The organism is Erwinia rhapontici (genome assembly GCF_012271765.1).
GTDB lineage: Bacteria > Pseudomonadota > Gammaproteobacteria > Enterobacterales > Enterobacteriaceae > Erwinia > Erwinia rhapontici.
Genome location: NZ_VRKO01000014.1, coordinates 97,310 through 113,647 on the forward strand (window position 1 = coordinate 97,310; position 16,338 = coordinate 113,647).

Here is a 16,338-nt window from a genome sequence, read left to right on the forward strand (position 1 = left end):
CGGCTATTTTCTGTTAATCCCAGACCGTCTTCAATCATTAACCACCAGGGCTGCGGGCACTTGCTCACGCATCCAGCGCACAAAGCTGCTACGTTTTTCCGACGGGCTGAGGTCCTGGCGCCACAGCAGATTAATCGGGCGACTGGCCGGTTGCCACTGTTGCAGCAATGGCACCAGCCGACCCGCAGCAATATCCTGCGCCAGCAGAATATGCGGTTGCAGTATCAACCCGGCACCGGCCAGCGCCGCCTGACGCAGCGCCTGACCATCGTTACAGGTAAAGCTGTTGTCGAAAGGCCAGGTGACATCGCCCCACTGCCAGGCGTTATTCTTATTCCATGCCATATTGGCGAGGCAACGGTGCCGATGCAGATCCCCGGGCGTTTGTGGCGTGCCGTGTTGTGCCAGATAGTCCGGCGCTGCGCACACCACCATCTGATACTCCCCAAGAAACTGGGCAACCAGCGGTTCATTATGCTTCAGCCCCCCGATACGGATGGCAAAATCAAACCCTTCGGCAATCAGATCGACAAAGCGGTCGTTGAGATCCAGCGCGATCTTCACCTGTGGATAACGTAACTGATAGCCGGTGACGACGGTCGCGATAGCGCTGGCCCCCAGATTGAGCGGGGCGCTGATACGCAGCAAGCCGGACGGCGTCTGCTTCATATTTTCCACGCTTTCATCCGCTTCCCTGAGCAGGACCAGTGCCTGTTTGCACTGCTGGTAGTAACGTTCTCCGGCTTCTGTCAGATGCTGGCGTCGGGTGTTTCGCTGCAACAGGCGGGTATTCAGCGCGGTTTCCAACTGGCGAACATGTTTACCGACCATCACGGCGGTGATATCCAGCCGCCGCGCGGCTTCGCTGAAGTTGCCGCTCTCAACAGCGCAGATAAAGGCTTCAATGCTGCGTAATTTATCCATGATTGCAAACTCTGGGTTTGGAGTTCCCGAAAGTATCGCGCATTTATCCCGCAACTGCACTGCGTCACACTGACCGGACTCATTCATCAGGCAGGAGACACAACATGAAAATTTTAGTGATTGGCGCATCAGGTACGGTGGGTCAGGGCATTGTGCAGGAGTTGGGGCGCGACCATCAGGTCATTCGCGTGGGGAAAACCCGGGGCGATTTTCAAGTCGATCTTACACGTGAGGAGAGTGTCAAAGCGCTGTTTGCCCAAACGGGTAAGGTAGATGCGGTGATCTCAGCGGCAGGCGGTGTCCACTTTGGCCCGCTGGCTGACATGAGCAGTGAACAGTTTAACAGCGGGCTACAGGACAAGCTGATGGGGCAGGTGCGGCTGGTGCTGATCGGCCAGGCATTCGTCAATCCCGGCGGTTCCTTCACGCTGACAACGGGGATTCTGGCCCAGCAGCCGATCCGCACTGGGGTCAATGCCACCGCCGTCAATGCCGCGCTGGAAGGCTTTGTACTGGCGGCGGCCAATGAACTGAACGGGTTGCGCATTAACGCCGTCAGCCCAACGGTCTTAACCGAATCGCTGGAAAGCTACGGCCCGTTCTTCCCCGGTTTTGAAAGCGCAGCGGCAAGCCGTGTGGCACTGGCCTATCGCCGTAGTGTAGAGGGAATCGATACCGGACGTGTTTTCCGCGTCTGGTAATGTCCGTCATACTTGACGCTGGCTCTGCGTTGGTTGCATGCACTTACCCGAGTCACTGACTTAAGTCAGCTCATCGGGATGCATTTATTTACCGCCTTGATCCAGCGCCAATTATTCAGGACATATGAGGTGGGGATATTGATGCTGAAAAGTGGCGAAATATCCCCCAACCCCCGCAGGGATGTATATCCCTACACTTTTTGTAAGACGGTAATTCTTTTAGAGTTTTCGCCCACATTTTCCCCGCTAAAATAGCAATCGTTAAAAAGTATAGCCAGGGCTATACTCAAATCCCTGATTTTACTGTCTTTTTTTCTGGCGATTAGCGTGCTAGGATGCGCTTCACTTGAACGAGCTTGTGATTATTTTTCCAACATAAGCTGATGTTTTAACGAACTGGAACGCAACTGCGGTTTCAGACCGGATAAATACAATGAACCTATACGCCACTCTTATTCTGGCTTTTGCTATGTCGATGGATGCCTTTGCGGCCGCTATCGGCAAAGGGGCCAGTCTGCATCGCCCCAGCCTGAAAGAAGCACTGCGTACCGGTTTGATCTTCGGTGTGATTGAAGCACTGACACCGCTGATTGGTTGGGCGATTGGTCTGGCTGCCAGCCAGTACATCATGGCGTGGGACCACTGGGTGGCCTTCGGACTGCTGTTTATTCTTGGCAGCCGGATGATCGTTGAAGGTGTGCGTAAGAAAGAGTGCAAACCAGAAGAAGCGCCAACCAGCCACGGTTTCTGGCTGCTGGCCTGTACGGCTGTCGCCACCAGCCTGGATGCTATGGCAGTCGGCGTCGGCCTGGCCTTCTTGCAGGTGAATATCGTCACCACTGCGCTGGCGATTGGTTTTTCCACCATGGTCATGGCCTCTGCGGGTATTCTGCTGGGGCGCTTCCTTGGCCCGGTGATGGGAAAATGGGCAGAAATTTTCGGCGGCGTAGTGCTCATTGGTATCGGCTGTAGTATTTTGATTGAACATCTGGGCCGGTAAACAGAAATTCCGGCCTCTTTCTGGGGCGGAGTGGGTATGGCGTTATCGGTAGTCGACTGGAACAGCCGTAATCACATTGAATGTTCACATCTGACCGCCAGTCATGCGGCCTTCCCGCTGCACACCCACGAAGAATATGTCATCAGTGCGAATCTCAGCGGCATTGAAACCCTCAGCCTCCATCAGCAAACCCTGTCAGTTCATGCCGGGGATATCACCATTTATAACCCTGAAACGCTCCAGTCTTCGCAGTTTGGAGCCGAGCCGGTTGAGTTTTTTAGCATTCATTTACCGCAACAGGTTTTTGCCGATCTCACCGATCGATCACTGCCGATCCTGCGGGAAGGGGTGCTGCGCGATCCCGCATTGTTCGCGGCGATATGTGGTTATGTGTTGTCGCCGGATGAAGAGCAGGTTCAGCAGCAAAACCTGCTGTGGCTGACCAGCCAACTGCTGAAACACAGCCATGGGGAGGAGACCCCGCTGGCACCCGTCACCATCGGGCGGGCGCTGGAGTGCATGCGTGACAATCTGACGATGAAGATGACGCTGGATGAGTTGGCCGCCGCCGCCGGGCTGAGTAAATATCATTTTGTGCGTCAGTTTCGCCAGCAGATCGGCATTGCGCCGTTGCAATATCATATGCAGCTGCGCCTGCTGGCAGCGCGTAACCTGCTACGGCACCAGCACAGTGCGCTGGATGTGGCGCACCGGCTGGGTTTCTACGATCAGAGCCATTTTATTAACAGCTTTCGGAAGATGATGGGCATTACGCCGCATCACTATCTGCGTATCTTCAGCCAATAAATTCACGGTAACCGGAAAGGATAACGTAACCCGCGAAGTAGCAAAAAATCACCGCTGACGCGATGTACGACCAGCGTAGCATCTTTGCCCCCAGCATCCGTCCGCCCACGCTGCCCACCGTGCACAGCACGGCCGTCCAGACAACGCCTGCAAGGAAAAATCCGCTCAGGAACCAGCCTGAAGCCGCGGTGCCGTTGCTGCTCATCCGCGAAATCAACGCCCCGCCGACGGCGGCAAACCACAGGATTGCCGTGGGTGAGGACATGGCAAGGAAGATGCCTCGGAAAAAATTCTGGCGCAGACTCAGTGCTTCACCGATATCCCCGGCGCTCAGTTCTGCGGTCGGGCGCAGGGCGCTTTGCACCATCTTCCAGGCAAACCACAGCAGGATCAGGGAGCCGCCGATCCACAATACCCAGCGTACCGGAGTGAACTGCAGCAGCACCGCCATTCCGGCCATCGCGAGGACCGCATAGATCAGATCGCCCACGCAGGTGCCGATCCCCAGCCAGAAGCCATGGAAAAAACCGCGCTGCATCGCCAGGGTGATCATCGCAATGTTGGCGATGCCGATATCCAGGCACAGGGAAAGACTGAGGAGAAAACCATTAGAGAAGGGCATTGGCGTCCGATCCAGGATGAGTGAGGCCGCCATTATCATCAGGCATCTTGCAGAAATATTGGAAAAAATTGCGCAGCAAGTCGGGATTTCATCCCGGGCCGGGTTTGCCGTTTAGCAACGGTTTACCTTTTTATCGGCATAATTAACTCAATTTTGTGATCTGGCTCATAAAATATTGCCTGAAAAACGCGCGGCATGTATAATTTTTTAGCGATTTTCAACAAAAGCTGCAAACAGGTCATCATGAAAAAATTCTTCAAATACGTGTTCCGGGTTTATGTCGACACCTTCAAACACGTACCGCCAGGCGCTGTTCTTTAAGCGCCGGCTGCACCGAACACCCTCGATAACGCGTCGGTCAGGGATTTGACCGATGGTTATCACCTCTTCTGATAATCACTTTATAAAAATATTGCATCATCGTGCGTCCTGCGCGAATCTGACTGCTATGCAAAATACTCAGCTGTTCCTCACCACCACGACCACCACCGCTTCTGGCGGAGAGTGGCGAGTTTGCGTGGCTGAGTAGTTAGCAAACCTTTCCCCTCCCGCCGGTTACCGACGGGGCTGCATTGTTCTCCGTTGTTGCCGGTTCAACTGAAGCCAGAATAAAGGAGAAATGCCATGTCTGACGCCTCCGCGTTGCTCGTGATCGATATGCAGGCAGGTTTACTGCACGGCCCGCAGGTGCCCCATAACAAAGCACAGTTGCTGGATCACGTTTCCTATTTGATCACATCGGCGCGCGCGCAGCAGATACCGCTGTTTTTTGCCCAGCACACCGGCGCGGCGGGTTCACCGATTGCCGCAGGCAGTGAACTCTGGCAAATCGCACCTGAACTGCCACTGCTGGATTCTGACCGCTGTTTTAACAAAACGCGTCCGAGCTGTTTTGCCGACACACCGTTACTGGCCTGGCTACAGAATGCCGGGATAAAACGGCTGGTGATCGTGGGGATGAAGACCGAATATTGCGTGGATACCACTTGTCGTGCGGCGGCAGATCGGGGATTTGAGGTGGTGCTGGTAAGCGATGCACACAGCACCACGGATAATGCGGTGTTAACGGCAGAGCAGATTATTGCCCATCATAATGCGACGTTGTCGGGGCCATTTGTGCAGCTGCTGACGACGCAAGAGATCCGTTTTTAGTCAGTTATCGGCATTGAGGCAGAAAAAGCCTCAATGCCGGCTTTGCCTGTTATGCGGTCGGGCCTGCCTGGGCGATGCGTGCACCCTCTTCCGTGCGGGTGTACTGCTCGAAATTCGCGACAAACAGCTGGGCTAATTTTTCGGCTGCCTGCTGCCACGCTTCTGCGCTTTCCCAGCCATTACGCGGGTCGAGCAGCGCATCGTCAACACCCGGCACCTGCGCCGGGATAGCCAGCCCGAAGATCGGCAACTGGCTATCATTTTGCTCAATGGTGCCGTTCAGGATCGCGTTGATGATAGTGCGCGTATCCCGCAGTGACAGGCGCTTGCCTGCGCCATTCCATCCGGTGTTAACCAGCCAGGCTTCCGCCTGAGTCTCATTCATTTTTTCTTCCAGCACGCTGGCATAGCACGTTGGCGGCAGCATTAAAAACGCCGCGCCATAGCAGGCCGAGAACGTCGGTGTCGGCTGGGTGATGCCGCGTTCTGTTCCGGCTAATTTTGAGGTAAACCCAGACAGGAAGTGATACTTCATCTGTTCGCGGGTCAGGCGTGAGACCGGAGGCAGTACGCCGAAGGCATCAGCGGCAAGGAAAATCACCTTCGACGGGTGACCTGCGGCGGACACCGGCCTGACAATATTCTCAATGTGCGAGAGGGGGTAGGACACGCGGGTGTTCTCGGTTTTGCTGCCATCCGCGTAATCGACGGTTCCATCCTCTTTGAGCACCACGTTTTCCAACAACGCATCCTGACGAATAGCGCGGTAGATCTCCGGCTCTGCGGCTTCACTGAGGTTGATGGTTTTGGCATAGCAACCGCCTTCGAAGTTGAACACGCCCTCGGCATCCCAGCCGTGTTCATCATCACCAATCAACTCGCGCAGTGGATCGGTGGAAAGCGTGGTTTTCCCGGTGCCTGACAGGCCGAAGAACAGAGCGACATCACCCGCAGCGCCGCGGTTAGCAGAGCAGTGCATCGAGGCGATGCCACGCTGTGGCAGCAGGTAGTTCATCACCGAGAACAGACCTTTTTTCATTTCACCCGCGTACCAGGTGCCGCCGATAAGCTGGATTTTCTCGGTGAGGTTGAAGGCCACAAAGTTTTCAGAGTTCATCCCCTGAGCCTGCCACTGGCTGTTGGTGCACTTGGAGCCGTTCATCACGGTGAAGTCAGGGGTAAAGTTCGCCAGCTCTTCTGCGGAAGGGACAATGAACATGTTCTTCACGAAATGTGCCTGCCAGGCGACCTCGGTCACCACCCTCACTGCCAGTCGCGAGTCTTTATTCGCACCACACCAGGCATCGACAACGTAGAGTTTTTTACCTGACAGCTGCGTGCAGACCAGTGCACGCAGCTCTGACCAGACGGCAGGTGAGAGAGGATGATTATCGTTGCGGCCCTGACCGGCATCCGACCACCAGACGTTATCTTCGGTCAGTGCATCGCGCACGATGTATTTATCACGCGGTGAACGTCCGGTGAATTCCCCGGTATCCACGGCTACTGCACCGGAGGCGGTAATGGTTGCGCGTTCCCAGCCCACTAAGTCCGCCGCGGTTTCATGCGCCATCAGCAGTTCATAGCTGGGGTTGTAAATCACGTCCTGGAGGTCGGTGATTCCAAGGTCTGACAAGGCTGTGTTAAGGGATGCAGTGCTGGACATGAGATACCTGACTATTTAGGGGCTGAGGATGAGTTAATGGTTTGTTGCGAACTATTCCACGGATACTAGCACCGGATAACAGATGCTTTAATTGCATAATTTCTATTCTGGATGCAAAATTTGCATACTATTTTTGCGATGCGGGAGACGGACAGCGGTGATCGGTAACCTTGAAGTGAAATGGTTTTATGATGTGATTGCACTGGAAGAGAGCCGGAGCTTTACCCTGGCGGCGGAGAAAAGGAACATCTCACAGTCATCGTTTAGCCGACGCATACAGTCGCTGGAATCCGCGCTGGGTTTTATGATTTTTGATCGCAGCAAAAACCCGTTACAGCTGACGCAACAGGGTAAAAACTTCATCGGCTATGCGCGCAATATGCTGGACGATATGGATTTTCAGCTCAACCGCATCAAAGGGTTAGATAACCTCCGGCAGAGCATCAAGATCGATGCCGCGCCCTCTCTTTCCGTGCTGTGGCTGCCCGAAATGATTGCCGGATACAACGACAGTAATGAGCGCATCCACTATGTGGAATCGATTAATGTGAATGATGCGGTCTATAACCTGAAAGAGGGAAAATGTGATTTTATTCTGAGTTTTTATAACGAAGAGTTAATGAACTATCCCTTTGTTCATCACAAGATTTTTGATTCTCATCTCCATCTGGTCACCCCCTGCGATGATGATGGTCAGCCGTTGTACTCCCTGAGCCACGATATTTTGCCGTTAATGAAATACGCTACCGACAGCTATATGGGACGGCAGGTTAACCAGGTGATCGACACATTGTCTGAGGACACTTTTACGCTGCGTTTTGTCTCGTCGATGAGTGAGCTGTTAAAGCGTATGATCGTTAACGGGCAGGGTGTGGGCTGGTTACCGCAGTACTCAATAAAAGAGGAACTCAGCCAGGGAAAACTGGCAATTATGGACCCTTCTGTTTCCCTCGGGATCAGCGCCTATGTTTACCGTTCCGGCTCCAGGCTGAACCTTTCCGCTGAACGGTTTTGGCAGTATATTCGCGCGCAACCGACACGGCGGGAATAACCAATAGTGGGGCTGGTCACTGTCATCAGGATGGATAGAGCTTAGTCATCTTGCAGGGAACTGGTAGGTAAATAAAATTATTGCATTAATTTTATTTTTCTTACAAAAACAAAACAACAATGATAATATGAAAATAATTTTTCAAGGAAGGAGAAATGAAATGGCTGAAATAATTTCTTTAATGTTTTTGTGTGTTGGTGTTATTGCCTTCACCAAGGAGATAAAACTCTTTAAAATTGTATCCAGCATTATGTTGTATTTTTCTTTTGTTGTTGCAAACGGAAGTGTTCCTCTGCAAGTTTCCTATATTTCCATAATACTCATGGTGCTAATAGTTCTGCTCTATGTGAATTCCAGCAAGAAAAATAAAGATATATTTTATTTCTCAATTCCTTGCTGGTTGTTAATTGTTTCGGTTATATTTAAAGTATTTATTTACTGATCGTGAGTTACTTGATTTTCATTAGTTTTTTAGCTATGGATATAAATTCAATCTCACTATTTATGTATATTATCTCTTTTGTTTTTGAATTATACTTCGCCAGGGAAACAGGTGCGCCATCCCCACCATTTTCAATAAAGAATTTTGATCTTATACTGTCATAAAGATTCACGGAACTTATCGGATCCCTTCCGAACTTGTAGGGTGTTGGCGCACTGATCTTATGTTTGCTAGATAACCACCTGGGTAAAATTCTATCGAACCCATCAATTGGAGTTATAAAAGTACTAAAACCGCAATACTCAAGGTTGAAAATTAGTTTTCCATTCTTTTTATCTTTTTCACTAATGCCAATGCCAAAAGAAATTTTGAATTTACCCCAAGTGTTTACATTGCTATAGTTCACCGGGCTATCATTATAAAACAATTCTTGCTCTCTCATTAAATGATAAACAGACTTTACAACCTGAATAGAGGTTGGGCCTATTGTGTTTGCAATGCTCGGTAATCCTGACTTGGTGTATATCTGTTCTTTTATAAGATATATCCCCGTTCCTTTGAAATATTCCATAAAACCTTCCTTGTTTTTTAAACGTAAAATTACTGATGAAGTTATGATTTGATATGCAATCATGAACCAGAACGATAATCATTGTGTCATAATTAAAATTCGCGAAAGTTAAACTCACGCAATGTGAGTTATTACACATATTCAAGGGGGTTGTCTTTAGTAAAAATAATGAAAAAATAAAGAAAATACGGAGGGTTAAAAATGAGTTCTACAGATTCAGCTAAAAACAGCTGGATAAAGAAGGTATTCATTATGGTGAGTGAAAACCATCAGCAGGGTTCGACCGGAAAAAAAGGTCGAACCCTACGTTGAGGCGATTGCTGTAGGGGCGGACCTGCTGTTTCGGTCCGCCCGCTCGCGTCGTTATTCGAAATCGACCCAGGTCGCGCCGGCATCGGCCGACTCAACGCAGCGCTCAACCCACTGCACACCGGCAACACCCGCATGAACATCCGGGTACCAGAAGTCTGCCAGCAGCGCTTTATCACCACGATCGGTGGCATCCATGGCTACGGCAAAGCGACGATAGAGGTTTGACCAGGCTTCGAACAACCCTTCCGGATGGCCGCCACCGATACGGTCTTCTTCCAGCGCACGCGGGGCCAGGTAGCCCATGCCGCGCTCCAGAATGCGTACCGGCTCGCCCTGAATTTCATAGCGTAACTGGTTCGGCTGCTCGTCCCACCACTCCAGGCTGGCTTTCGATCCGATCACGCGGATCTTCTGACCATGCATCGATCCGCAGTTCACCGCAGAGCACCACAGCGATCCCACGGCACCGTTGTCGTATTCCATCAGCACAAAGGCGTTATCTTCCAGCGGCGCACGGGTTTTCACAAAGCTCTGACGGGAACACATCAGACGCGTGATTTTCAGGTCAGGCAGCATGGTTTCCGCGAGGAACATCGGATGCGTGGCCAGATCGCCCAGTACGTAGCTTGGCCCGACAAATTTCGGGTCAACACGCCAGCGGGTGCTGGGGTTCGCCAGTTCCACCGCTTCATTGTGGAAGCCGTGGGAGAACGACATATTCACAATACGGATATCGCCCAGCAGGCCTTCCGCAATCATGCTGCGCGCCTGTTGGATCAGCTGATGGCCTGAATAACCGTAGGTGACACCGATGATTTTATTCTGTTTTTTGCTGAGTTCCGCCAGCTCTTTGGCTTCTGCGGTGGTGAAGCACAACGGTTTCTCACACACCACGTGCAGGCCCGATTCCAGCGCGGCTTTACAGATGGCGAAATGCGTGTTGTTCGGCGTGGCGATGGATACGGCTTCAATGCCGTCAGCGCGCCCAGCTTCCTGCTGGAATAACGTCTGATAATCGGGATAGCAGCGATCGCCCGTCACGCCCAGGCTTTCACCGAAGGCGCGGCCGCGTGCCGCATCAATATCAAATGCGCCCGCCACCAGGGTAAAGGTGTTGTCACGCAGTGCCGCTGAACGGTGGATATAGCCGATCTGGCTGGTGCCGCCGCCGCCAACCATGCCCCAGCGCAGGGAGCGATCGAGAGGTTTGATGCCGTTAATCATGGTAAGTCCTTAATCAGAATCCAACAGAGTTGAGGTAACGCAGGCTTTCGGTCACGTCGTGCAGGCTGCCATCGGCATTGCGCGGGTCACGTTCCTGTTCAATGGTGATCCAGCCCTGGTAGTGGCGTTCGACCAGGAAGGCACGCACTGCCGGGTAGTCGATGGCCCCTTTGCCAATCGGGCACATCACCCCTTCGGCACAGGCGGTGAAGAAGTCCAGCTCACGGGCGATCACATCGCGGAATACCTTGTCGTTAACATCCTTAAAGTGCAGGTAGTCGATACGGTCAAAGTACTGTGCCAGCGCAGGGATCGGGTCCATACCGGCGTAGTACAGATGCCCGGTATCCAGACACAGGCCAGCCACGCTGTGCGGGATGTCCTGCACCAGTTTTGCCAATTCATCGGCAAACTCAATGCTGCCGCCTGCATGCGGATGGATAACCGGGCGCACGCCGTACCCTTTGGCGATACGGCTGATCTCGGTGATATGGCTCATCATGCGCTGCCAGTCGGTGTCGGACAGGCGCACGGCTTTATCGTACTGCCCGGCAAGACGTGCGCGTTCTGCATCGCCAAAGTCGATAATCACCAGGTAGGGCGCAGGAAGGTTGTCGCCGTGAGTCGGGGTTGCCGTCGGCACTTGCGAGACATTGCGGCACAGGTTATGCGTCAGCTCAATCATCGCCGGGAAGTTCGCTTCGCTCACCAGATCGTCAAAGATGGTGCCCGCCACAATCGTCAGCCCGTACTGGTTCAGTTTTTCGGTCAGCAGTGCCGGGTCGGTTGGCAGATACGTCCAGGGACCCAGCTCTATGCTCTTGTAACCGGCCTGTGCGGCTTCTTTCAGCACTTTCTCATACGGCGGCAGGTGCGGGTTCTTTGGGTCATCGACGCCCCAGCTGCAGGGTGCGTTAGCAATATGAATAGTCATTTCGGTGTCCTTTCTTTATCAATAAATCGCACTCAGCGAGTGGCTGTTTTGCTTTCTTGTTGGGGGGTGTTGAAGCGTTCCAGAATCAGCGCTTCCATTTTTTCCAGTGAAACCCCTTTGGTTTCAGGCAGCAGAGCTTTCACAAACCACCAGGAAGCCAGTGAACACACCGCGAACAGCAGCAGTGGGAAGGCGCCGTGGAAGTTATCGTTGAGATAGGCGTTCTGGTTCATCATCGGGAAGGACTGGCTGACAAAGAAGTTACCGGCCCACATGGCGCAGATAGAGAAGCCCATGCCAGCACCGCGCAGGCGGGTGGGGAAGATTTCACCAATCACCGTCCACACCACCTGGCCCCAGGTGCCGCCGAACAGGAACATAAAGCCGAACAGGCCGATAACGGAGACCCAGCCGGTCATGCCGCTGTAGAAGGTATAGAAGGTGATCAGCAGGCAGACGGCAGAGCCGAGGGAACCGATCAGCAGCAGTGATTTGCGTCCCATTTTGTCGATCAGCATCATGCCGACCACCACGCCCACAAACTGCAGCACCGCCAGCCAGATGGTCATGTACATCGCTTCCTGCATGTTATGGGTCACGTTCATCAGCAAGGTCGGGCCAAAATACTGGATGACGTTGATGCCGGTGAGCTGGTTAAAGATGGCCAGGCCAACGCCAATCACCAGGAAGATCGAGGTCTTACGGTTGAAGCTGACACGCTCGCGGTTCACCTGTTTATCGGCGTTATAACGCAGCGACTCCTGGATCTCGTTCATCACGCGTTGTGCATGCTCAGGGGTGGAGATGCGCGACAGGGTTTTCAGTGCCTGCTCGTTGCGGCCGACCATCGCGTTCCAGCGGGGTGACTCAGGAATAAAACCGACAAACAGGAAGAAAAGGATGCAGGGAACAAAGGCGGCACCCAGCATCCAGCGCCAGCCGTAGGCATTCAGCCACTCTGGATCGGCATTTTTGGCAATCAGGTAGTTGGTCAGCAGGACCAGCACCTGGCCGCCAACGCAGCAGATCATGTGCATGGTCATGGCCCGACCGCGATAATCTTTCGGCGCGACTTCGGCAATGTAGATAGGGGAGATCACCGAGGCAAGGCCGATGCCCAGTCCGCCGATAATGCGGAACACCACAAAGGTGGTGAAGTCCGGGGCCAGTGCAGTGCCGGCAACGGAGACCACAAACAGAATGGCGGTGACGATCAGCATTTTTTTACGGCCATAACGGTCAGCCAGTTTTCCTGCCACCAGACAGCCAATAACACAGCCGATGATGACGTTAGACACCGCCCAGCCCGTTTCGGCAGGTGAGAGTTGATAGTGGTGGCTGATAGGTTCGATAGCGCCGGAGATGACCGACGAATCATAGCCAAACAGCAGACCACCGAGGGCAGCAACGGCGCAAATCGCCATCACATAGGCCATGTTATGTTTTGGTGTTGATAGAGGCACGGAGGAGATCCTTCAATTATTATTTGAAGGGAGTATCAAACAAACATTCCATTACCTACAATGATGGAATGTTTGTTTTTTGATGGTGATCTCACTATTTTTGATAGCTTTGAATGATAATATTCTATCATTTCCGCTATTTCAGTGAGTTATTCGATAGTTCTGTCGGATTTCGCTGTTGACCCGCAGTGCGTCAGTAATTCTCTTTGGTTATCAATTCGAAACTGCTGGTCAGGGCGATAAAGCCACCACGTTCCTCTGTGCTGGCTTGCTGCATCGCCTCAATGACGCGGGCGGCCAGCTCGTCCAGTCGATGGGCTATCATGATATCCAGCGTGCCGTCGATCAGTGCCAGCTGAGCATCCTGCAACGGGCCGTGGCAGATTAACGTAATGTCCTGCCGCCGGGCACTGTCACGCAGGGCATTGACGACACCTTCCACGCCGCCGCAGGGCGCATAGATCACGGACAATTCCGGGTGGCGATGAATCAGTTCGGCAGTGACCTGATAGCCCCGCTCAACGTTTTCAAAACTCTTAACCGGTTCCAGTACCGTATGGCCGGTGGCGTATTCCCGCAGGTACGAACGGAAGCTGATTTCGCACGTTTCCTGACATAAAAAGCGATTATCACCGACAATCACCCCGACTTTTCCCGGTGGGCCGCTTAGACGCTGAACAGCCCATGCGGCGGTTCGGCCCGCTTTTCGGTTATCCAGGCCGATATACCCGGCGTGGCCACAGGGCGAGAGATCGGAGAGAACGGTAAATACTTTTACGCCTTTTTGTGTGGCTTTCTCCACCGCCCGACGGATGAGCGCATTATCCAGCGCGATCAGTGCCAGCACGTTAACGTGATCGCTCAGTTCATCAATCGTTGCCGCCGTTTCTTCAATGGCATGGATATCATGAAAGGCGAATTCAATGCGGGTGCCCTCCTGTAAATACGGTGCGGCGTGCTGTTCCAGTGCCCGGGAAAACGTATCGTAGAACGAGTAGTCACGCGACAGCAGAATGACGCCAATCCGCAGCGAACCTGAACTCTGGCGTGGGGCGCTGACGTTAAGAAAATCAGGATCAAAACGATAGCCGAGCCGGGACGCGGCCTGAACCACGCGATGTTCGGTGTCCGGGCGAACGGGAGCTCGTCGGTTCAGTACCCTGTCGACCGTGGCAACACCCACGCCAGCTTCGCGGGCGATGTCCGTTAATGTGGTTTTTTTCATCCTGGATTCCCTGATATAAGCAATGACAAAAAACTATCACGTCTGCCCACAGGGCAACAGTACAGGCAGAGGACTAAATACTCAGGATATGATGCTCATCAGATTATTTTTTTTATTGTGCACAAATAAGATTTAAAAATTTCATTTTTGGCCGGTGTCAGTAAAGGTAAAAAAAACCAGATATTTCCAAAATTATGCTATCTTTCTGCAAACATACCGCGTGGTATCTTTTAGCCGAAAACGTCATGATTAAACATCCCACATCATCTCATTCACTGCGCGAAGCGCTCTGCTGTGAACGGGGTTATAAGCGTAAAAAACAACCGGAACAGGTCAGGGCGGCGCTGATCCACTCCGCTGCCGAACTTGCCGCCCTCGAGGGGCTGACAGGCGTCACTGTTCAGGCCGTGTCTGCTGCTGCGGGCGTGACGAAAGGCGGGTTCTTTCATCATTTTCCCCATAAGCAGGCGCTGCTGGATGCGGTCTTCGAAAGTTTCCTCGCGGAGAATGAACAAGCTATTGACCGTGTTATGGCCGCTGATGAGCCATCATCCGGTTGCTTCACACGTGCGTATATTAGCGTGGCGTTTGATGACATTTTACAGGCGGAGAAAAGCCTGAGGATCCCGTTATCGCTGTCGATGATGGCATCACGCGAGCTGTGTGAACGCTGGTCGTTGTGGCTGGCGGGGCGACTGCAACGCCACCACGAGACGGACAGTCTTCCACAGCATGAGGTGGCACGACTGGCGGCTGATGGCGCATGGCTGGCCTATTCACTGGGTAATGGCCGCGGCATTCGTGACGCGTTATCCCTGAAAAACATTTTGCTGACACTCACCAGAGAGCGACCTTTATCGTGAAAACGACCTTCAAACAGGAAGTTGTTCATCAACTGCTGCACTGGCTGGAAGGGAATATCCATACGCCGCTGACCATTAACGACTTTGTTGAAAAGTCGGGCTATTCAAAATGGCATCTGCAACGTATTTTCAAAGAGGTGACCGGGCAGAAGCTGGCATCGTATTGTCGTCAGCGGCGGCTGACCTCCAGTGCAGTGATGCTGCGTCTGTTTGATAAACAGATCGACTCCGTTGGCAGTGAGCACGGTTTCTCCAGCCATAACGTCTACCACAAAACCTTCAAGCGCCATTTCAATGTGACGCCCGCACAGTATCGTGATGCGTTGCACTGGTCATGCAAAGGATTGTGTCCGCCGATTAACCTCAGCGAAATGGCTGTTCCTGAAGGTCAACTGGTCGAGCTGGATGCGATGACCTTGCAGGGGCGCGTGACGGATTATGCTTTCACGCTGGATACCATTTGCCACTTTTGCTGGGATCAACGCGCCATTTTATGGCGGGAGCGACTGGCGTCAGCGGTGGCAAAACCCACCGCGCTGTACGGTCTGACCAATGTGATCAAAGGTGGCCCGCGTGCCGATGATTGCGCCACCCTGCAGTACCTGGCTTGCTTTGATCCTGATACGGCAAGTGGGGAAGAGCCTTTGGTGCAGGTGGATATCGAAAAGCAAACTTATCTGCATTTCACTTTCAGCGGCGATGTGCAGCAGTTCGCTGATTTCATCAAGCTGATTTATGAACATGCTCTGCCGACAGCGGGCGCGGTGCGCCGTGATGGCTACGATATTGAGCGCATCGATCCGCAGCGCATCAGAAGTTCCGCTACCGGTCGCATCGACTACTATGTGCCAGTGATTGTCTGATTGCAGGATCGGGTATGCCCGTTCCCTGTTATCCAGGGACCGGGCATATAACCGTAAACTGTCTGTCGGTGTTATTTCAGCAGTTCAGCTGTCATGTGAACGCCATTGTTGGTATTGGCTTCAGTAATTTTGTAAGACGATGCACCCGCCTGCTGTGCCTGAGCGGCGATACTGGCTTCTGCGCTGTCCAGCGTTGAACCGGTTGCTGTCACGCTTTGTGCGAAGCTGGCGAAAGAAACGGTAGAAAGCACGATAACTGCTGCAAAAGTTTTGATGGATTTCATGGGGTAGTTCCTTTATTAAGTTTGTATGATTGAGGCTTGTTGCCTCGTTGAAAGCAATACTACGCTTGCTAATGAAGTAGTGATAGCGGAGTGATTTGCTCATCTATATCAAATAATTTGATTGAAAATTGACAGCGTTTTACATTGCTTGCAGAACGCTGACTGACAACGTTATTTCACGCAGTAGATTGACGTTGCATGACATTGGCTGCCCGAAAATAGTTCTTCCTTTCG

The 16,338-nt window shown here is 52.6% G+C and carries 17 protein-coding genes; 8 read left to right on the top strand and 9 right to left on the bottom strand.

Going from position 1 to position 16,338, the window contains the following annotated elements:
* Positions 1-30: 30 nt before the first annotated feature.
* On the bottom strand, positions 31-924 hold the full coding sequence (locus FVB43_RS14105; RefSeq protein WP_167864198.1) for a LysR family transcriptional regulator: 894 nt from the start codon (positions 922-924) through the stop codon (positions 31-33).
* Between the two features lie 104 nt (positions 925-1,028).
* Here FVB43_RS14105 and FVB43_RS14110 point away from each other — a divergent pair, with 104 nt between their 5' ends.
* From FVB43_RS14110 to FVB43_RS14120, 3 genes are all read left to right on the top strand, one after another.
* A complete protein-coding gene (locus FVB43_RS14110) occupies positions 1,029-1,625 on the top strand; it encodes a short chain dehydrogenase (RefSeq protein WP_167864199.1) in 597 nt (198 codons plus the stop codon).
* A gap of 433 nt (positions 1,626-2,058) precedes the next feature.
* Positions 2,059-2,625, top strand: a complete 567-nt coding sequence (gene mntP / locus FVB43_RS14115) for a manganese efflux pump MntP (RefSeq protein ID WP_133844564.1) — start codon at positions 2,059-2,061, stop codon at positions 2,623-2,625.
* Between the two features lie 36 nt (positions 2,626-2,661).
* Positions 2,662-3,432: a helix-turn-helix transcriptional regulator gene (locus FVB43_RS14120; RefSeq protein ID WP_159338360.1), complete on the top strand. Its 771-nt coding sequence runs from the start codon at positions 2,662-2,664 to the stop codon at positions 3,430-3,432.
* Here the strand turns inward: FVB43_RS14120 and FVB43_RS14125 are convergent.
* The gene (locus FVB43_RS14125; protein WP_167864276.1) at positions 3,422-4,054 is read right to left on the bottom strand and encodes a LysE family translocator; all 633 of its coding nucleotides are present in this window, start codon (positions 4,052-4,054) and stop codon (positions 3,422-3,424) included. The genes FVB43_RS14120 and FVB43_RS14125 overlap by 11 nt on opposite strands.
* A gap of 624 nt (positions 4,055-4,678) precedes the next feature.
* On the opposite strand from FVB43_RS14125, the gene FVB43_RS14130 reads away from it, so the two are divergent.
* A complete protein-coding gene (locus FVB43_RS14130) occupies positions 4,679-5,206 on the top strand; it encodes a cysteine hydrolase family protein (protein WP_133844559.1) in 528 nt (175 codons plus the stop codon).
* Positions 5,207-5,255: 49 nt separating this feature from the next.
* Here the strand turns inward: FVB43_RS14130 and pckA are convergent, their stop codons facing one another.
* A complete protein-coding gene (gene pckA / locus FVB43_RS14135; protein WP_133844558.1) occupies positions 5,256-6,872 on the bottom strand; it encodes a phosphoenolpyruvate carboxykinase (ATP) in 1,617 nt (538 codons plus the stop codon).
* Between the two features lie 157 nt (positions 6,873-7,029).
* On the opposite strand from pckA, the gene FVB43_RS14140 reads away from it, so the two are divergent.
* Together FVB43_RS14140 and FVB43_RS14145 are read left to right on the top strand one after the other, a co-directional pair.
* Positions 7,030-7,923 (top strand): LysR substrate-binding domain-containing protein, encoded by an 894-nt coding sequence (locus tag FVB43_RS14140; RefSeq protein ID WP_167864200.1) that lies wholly within the window; start codon positions 7,030-7,032, stop codon positions 7,921-7,923.
* Positions 7,924-8,083: 160 nt separating this feature from the next.
* On the top strand, positions 8,084-8,365 hold the full coding sequence (locus FVB43_RS14145) for a hypothetical protein (protein ID WP_133844554.1): 282 nt from the start codon (positions 8,084-8,086) through the stop codon (positions 8,363-8,365).
* Between the two features lie 7 nt (positions 8,366-8,372).
* Here FVB43_RS14145 and FVB43_RS24650 read toward each other — a convergent pair whose 3' ends face one another.
* From FVB43_RS24650 to FVB43_RS14170, 5 genes are all read right to left on the bottom strand, one after another.
* Positions 8,373-8,936: a hypothetical protein gene (locus tag FVB43_RS24650; RefSeq protein WP_238337119.1), complete on the bottom strand. Its 564-nt coding sequence runs from the start codon at positions 8,934-8,936 to the stop codon at positions 8,373-8,375.
* Positions 8,937-9,299: 363 nt separating this feature from the next.
* Positions 9,300-10,472, bottom strand: coding sequence for a Gfo/Idh/MocA family protein (locus tag FVB43_RS14155; protein ID WP_167864201.1), 1,173 nt, complete (start codon positions 10,470-10,472; stop codon positions 9,300-9,302).
* A gap of 13 nt (positions 10,473-10,485) precedes the next feature.
* Complete coding sequence (locus tag FVB43_RS14160; protein WP_159338364.1) at positions 10,486-11,406, bottom strand: TIM barrel protein; 921 nt, start codon at positions 11,404-11,406, stop codon at positions 10,486-10,488.
* A 32-nt stretch (positions 11,407-11,438) separates the two neighbouring features.
* On the bottom strand, positions 11,439-12,869 hold the full coding sequence (locus FVB43_RS14165; RefSeq protein ID WP_227535478.1) for a sugar porter family MFS transporter: 1,431 nt from the start codon (positions 12,867-12,869) through the stop codon (positions 11,439-11,441).
* A gap of 193 nt (positions 12,870-13,062) precedes the next feature.
* A complete protein-coding gene (locus FVB43_RS14170; protein ID WP_167864202.1) occupies positions 13,063-14,094 on the bottom strand; it encodes a LacI family DNA-binding transcriptional regulator in 1,032 nt (343 codons plus the stop codon).
* Between the two features lie 245 nt (positions 14,095-14,339).
* Here FVB43_RS14170 and FVB43_RS14175 point away from each other — a divergent pair, with 245 nt between their 5' ends.
* Both FVB43_RS14175 and FVB43_RS14180 read left to right on the top strand, forming a co-directional pair.
* Positions 14,340-14,957, top strand: coding sequence for a TetR/AcrR family transcriptional regulator (locus tag FVB43_RS14175; protein ID WP_167864203.1), 618 nt, complete (start codon positions 14,340-14,342; stop codon positions 14,955-14,957).
* On the top strand, positions 14,954-15,820 hold the full coding sequence (locus tag FVB43_RS14180) for a helix-turn-helix domain-containing protein (protein WP_133844543.1): 867 nt from the start codon (positions 14,954-14,956) through the stop codon (positions 15,818-15,820). The genes FVB43_RS14175 and FVB43_RS14180 overlap by 4 nt, the downstream gene beginning before the upstream one ends.
* Positions 15,821-15,891: 71 nt before the next feature.
* Here FVB43_RS14180 and FVB43_RS14185 read toward each other — a convergent pair whose 3' ends face one another.
* Positions 15,892-16,104: a YdgH/BhsA/McbA-like domain containing protein gene (locus tag FVB43_RS14185; protein WP_133844541.1), complete on the bottom strand. Its 213-nt coding sequence runs from the start codon at positions 16,102-16,104 to the stop codon at positions 15,892-15,894.
* Positions 16,105-16,338: the final 234 nt, after the last annotated feature.

Coding starts and splice junctions, on each gene's coding strand:
- FVB43_RS14105 (WP_167864198.1), bottom strand. CDS start 924: ATGGATAAATTACGCAGCATTGAAGCCTTTATCTGCGCTGTTGAGAGC.
- FVB43_RS14110 (WP_167864199.1), top strand. CDS start 1,029: ATGAAAATTTTAGTGATTGGCGCATCAGGTACGGTGGGTCAGGGCATT.
- mntP (WP_133844564.1), top strand. CDS start 2,059: ATGAACCTATACGCCACTCTTATTCTGGCTTTTGCTATGTCGATGGAT.
- FVB43_RS14120 (WP_159338360.1), top strand. CDS start 2,662: ATGGCGTTATCGGTAGTCGACTGGAACAGCCGTAATCACATTGAATGT.
- FVB43_RS14125 (WP_167864276.1), bottom strand. CDS start 4,054: ATGCCCTTCTCTAATGGTTTTCTCCTCAGTCTTTCCCTGTGCCTGGAT.
- FVB43_RS14130 (WP_133844559.1), top strand. CDS start 4,679: ATGTCTGACGCCTCCGCGTTGCTCGTGATCGATATGCAGGCAGGTTTA.
- pckA (WP_133844558.1), bottom strand. CDS start 6,872: ATGTCCAGCACTGCATCCCTTAACACAGCCTTGTCAGACCTTGGAATC.
- FVB43_RS14145 (WP_133844554.1), top strand. CDS start 8,084: ATGGCTGAAATAATTTCTTTAATGTTTTTGTGTGTTGGTGTTATTGCC.
- FVB43_RS24650 (WP_238337119.1), bottom strand. CDS start 8,936: ATGGAATATTTCAAAGGAACGGGGATATATCTTATAAAAGAACAGATA.
- FVB43_RS14155 (WP_167864201.1), bottom strand. CDS start 10,472: ATGATTAACGGCATCAAACCTCTCGATCGCTCCCTGCGCTGGGGCATG.
- FVB43_RS14160 (WP_159338364.1), bottom strand. CDS start 11,406: ATGACTATTCATATTGCTAACGCACCCTGCAGCTGGGGCGTCGATGAC.
- FVB43_RS14170 (WP_167864202.1), bottom strand. CDS start 14,094: ATGAAAAAAACCACATTAACGGACATCGCCCGCGAAGCTGGCGTGGGT.
- FVB43_RS14175 (WP_167864203.1), top strand. CDS start 14,340: ATGATTAAACATCCCACATCATCTCATTCACTGCGCGAAGCGCTCTGC.
- FVB43_RS14185 (WP_133844541.1), bottom strand. CDS start 16,104: ATGAAATCCATCAAAACTTTTGCAGCAGTTATCGTGCTTTCTACCGTT.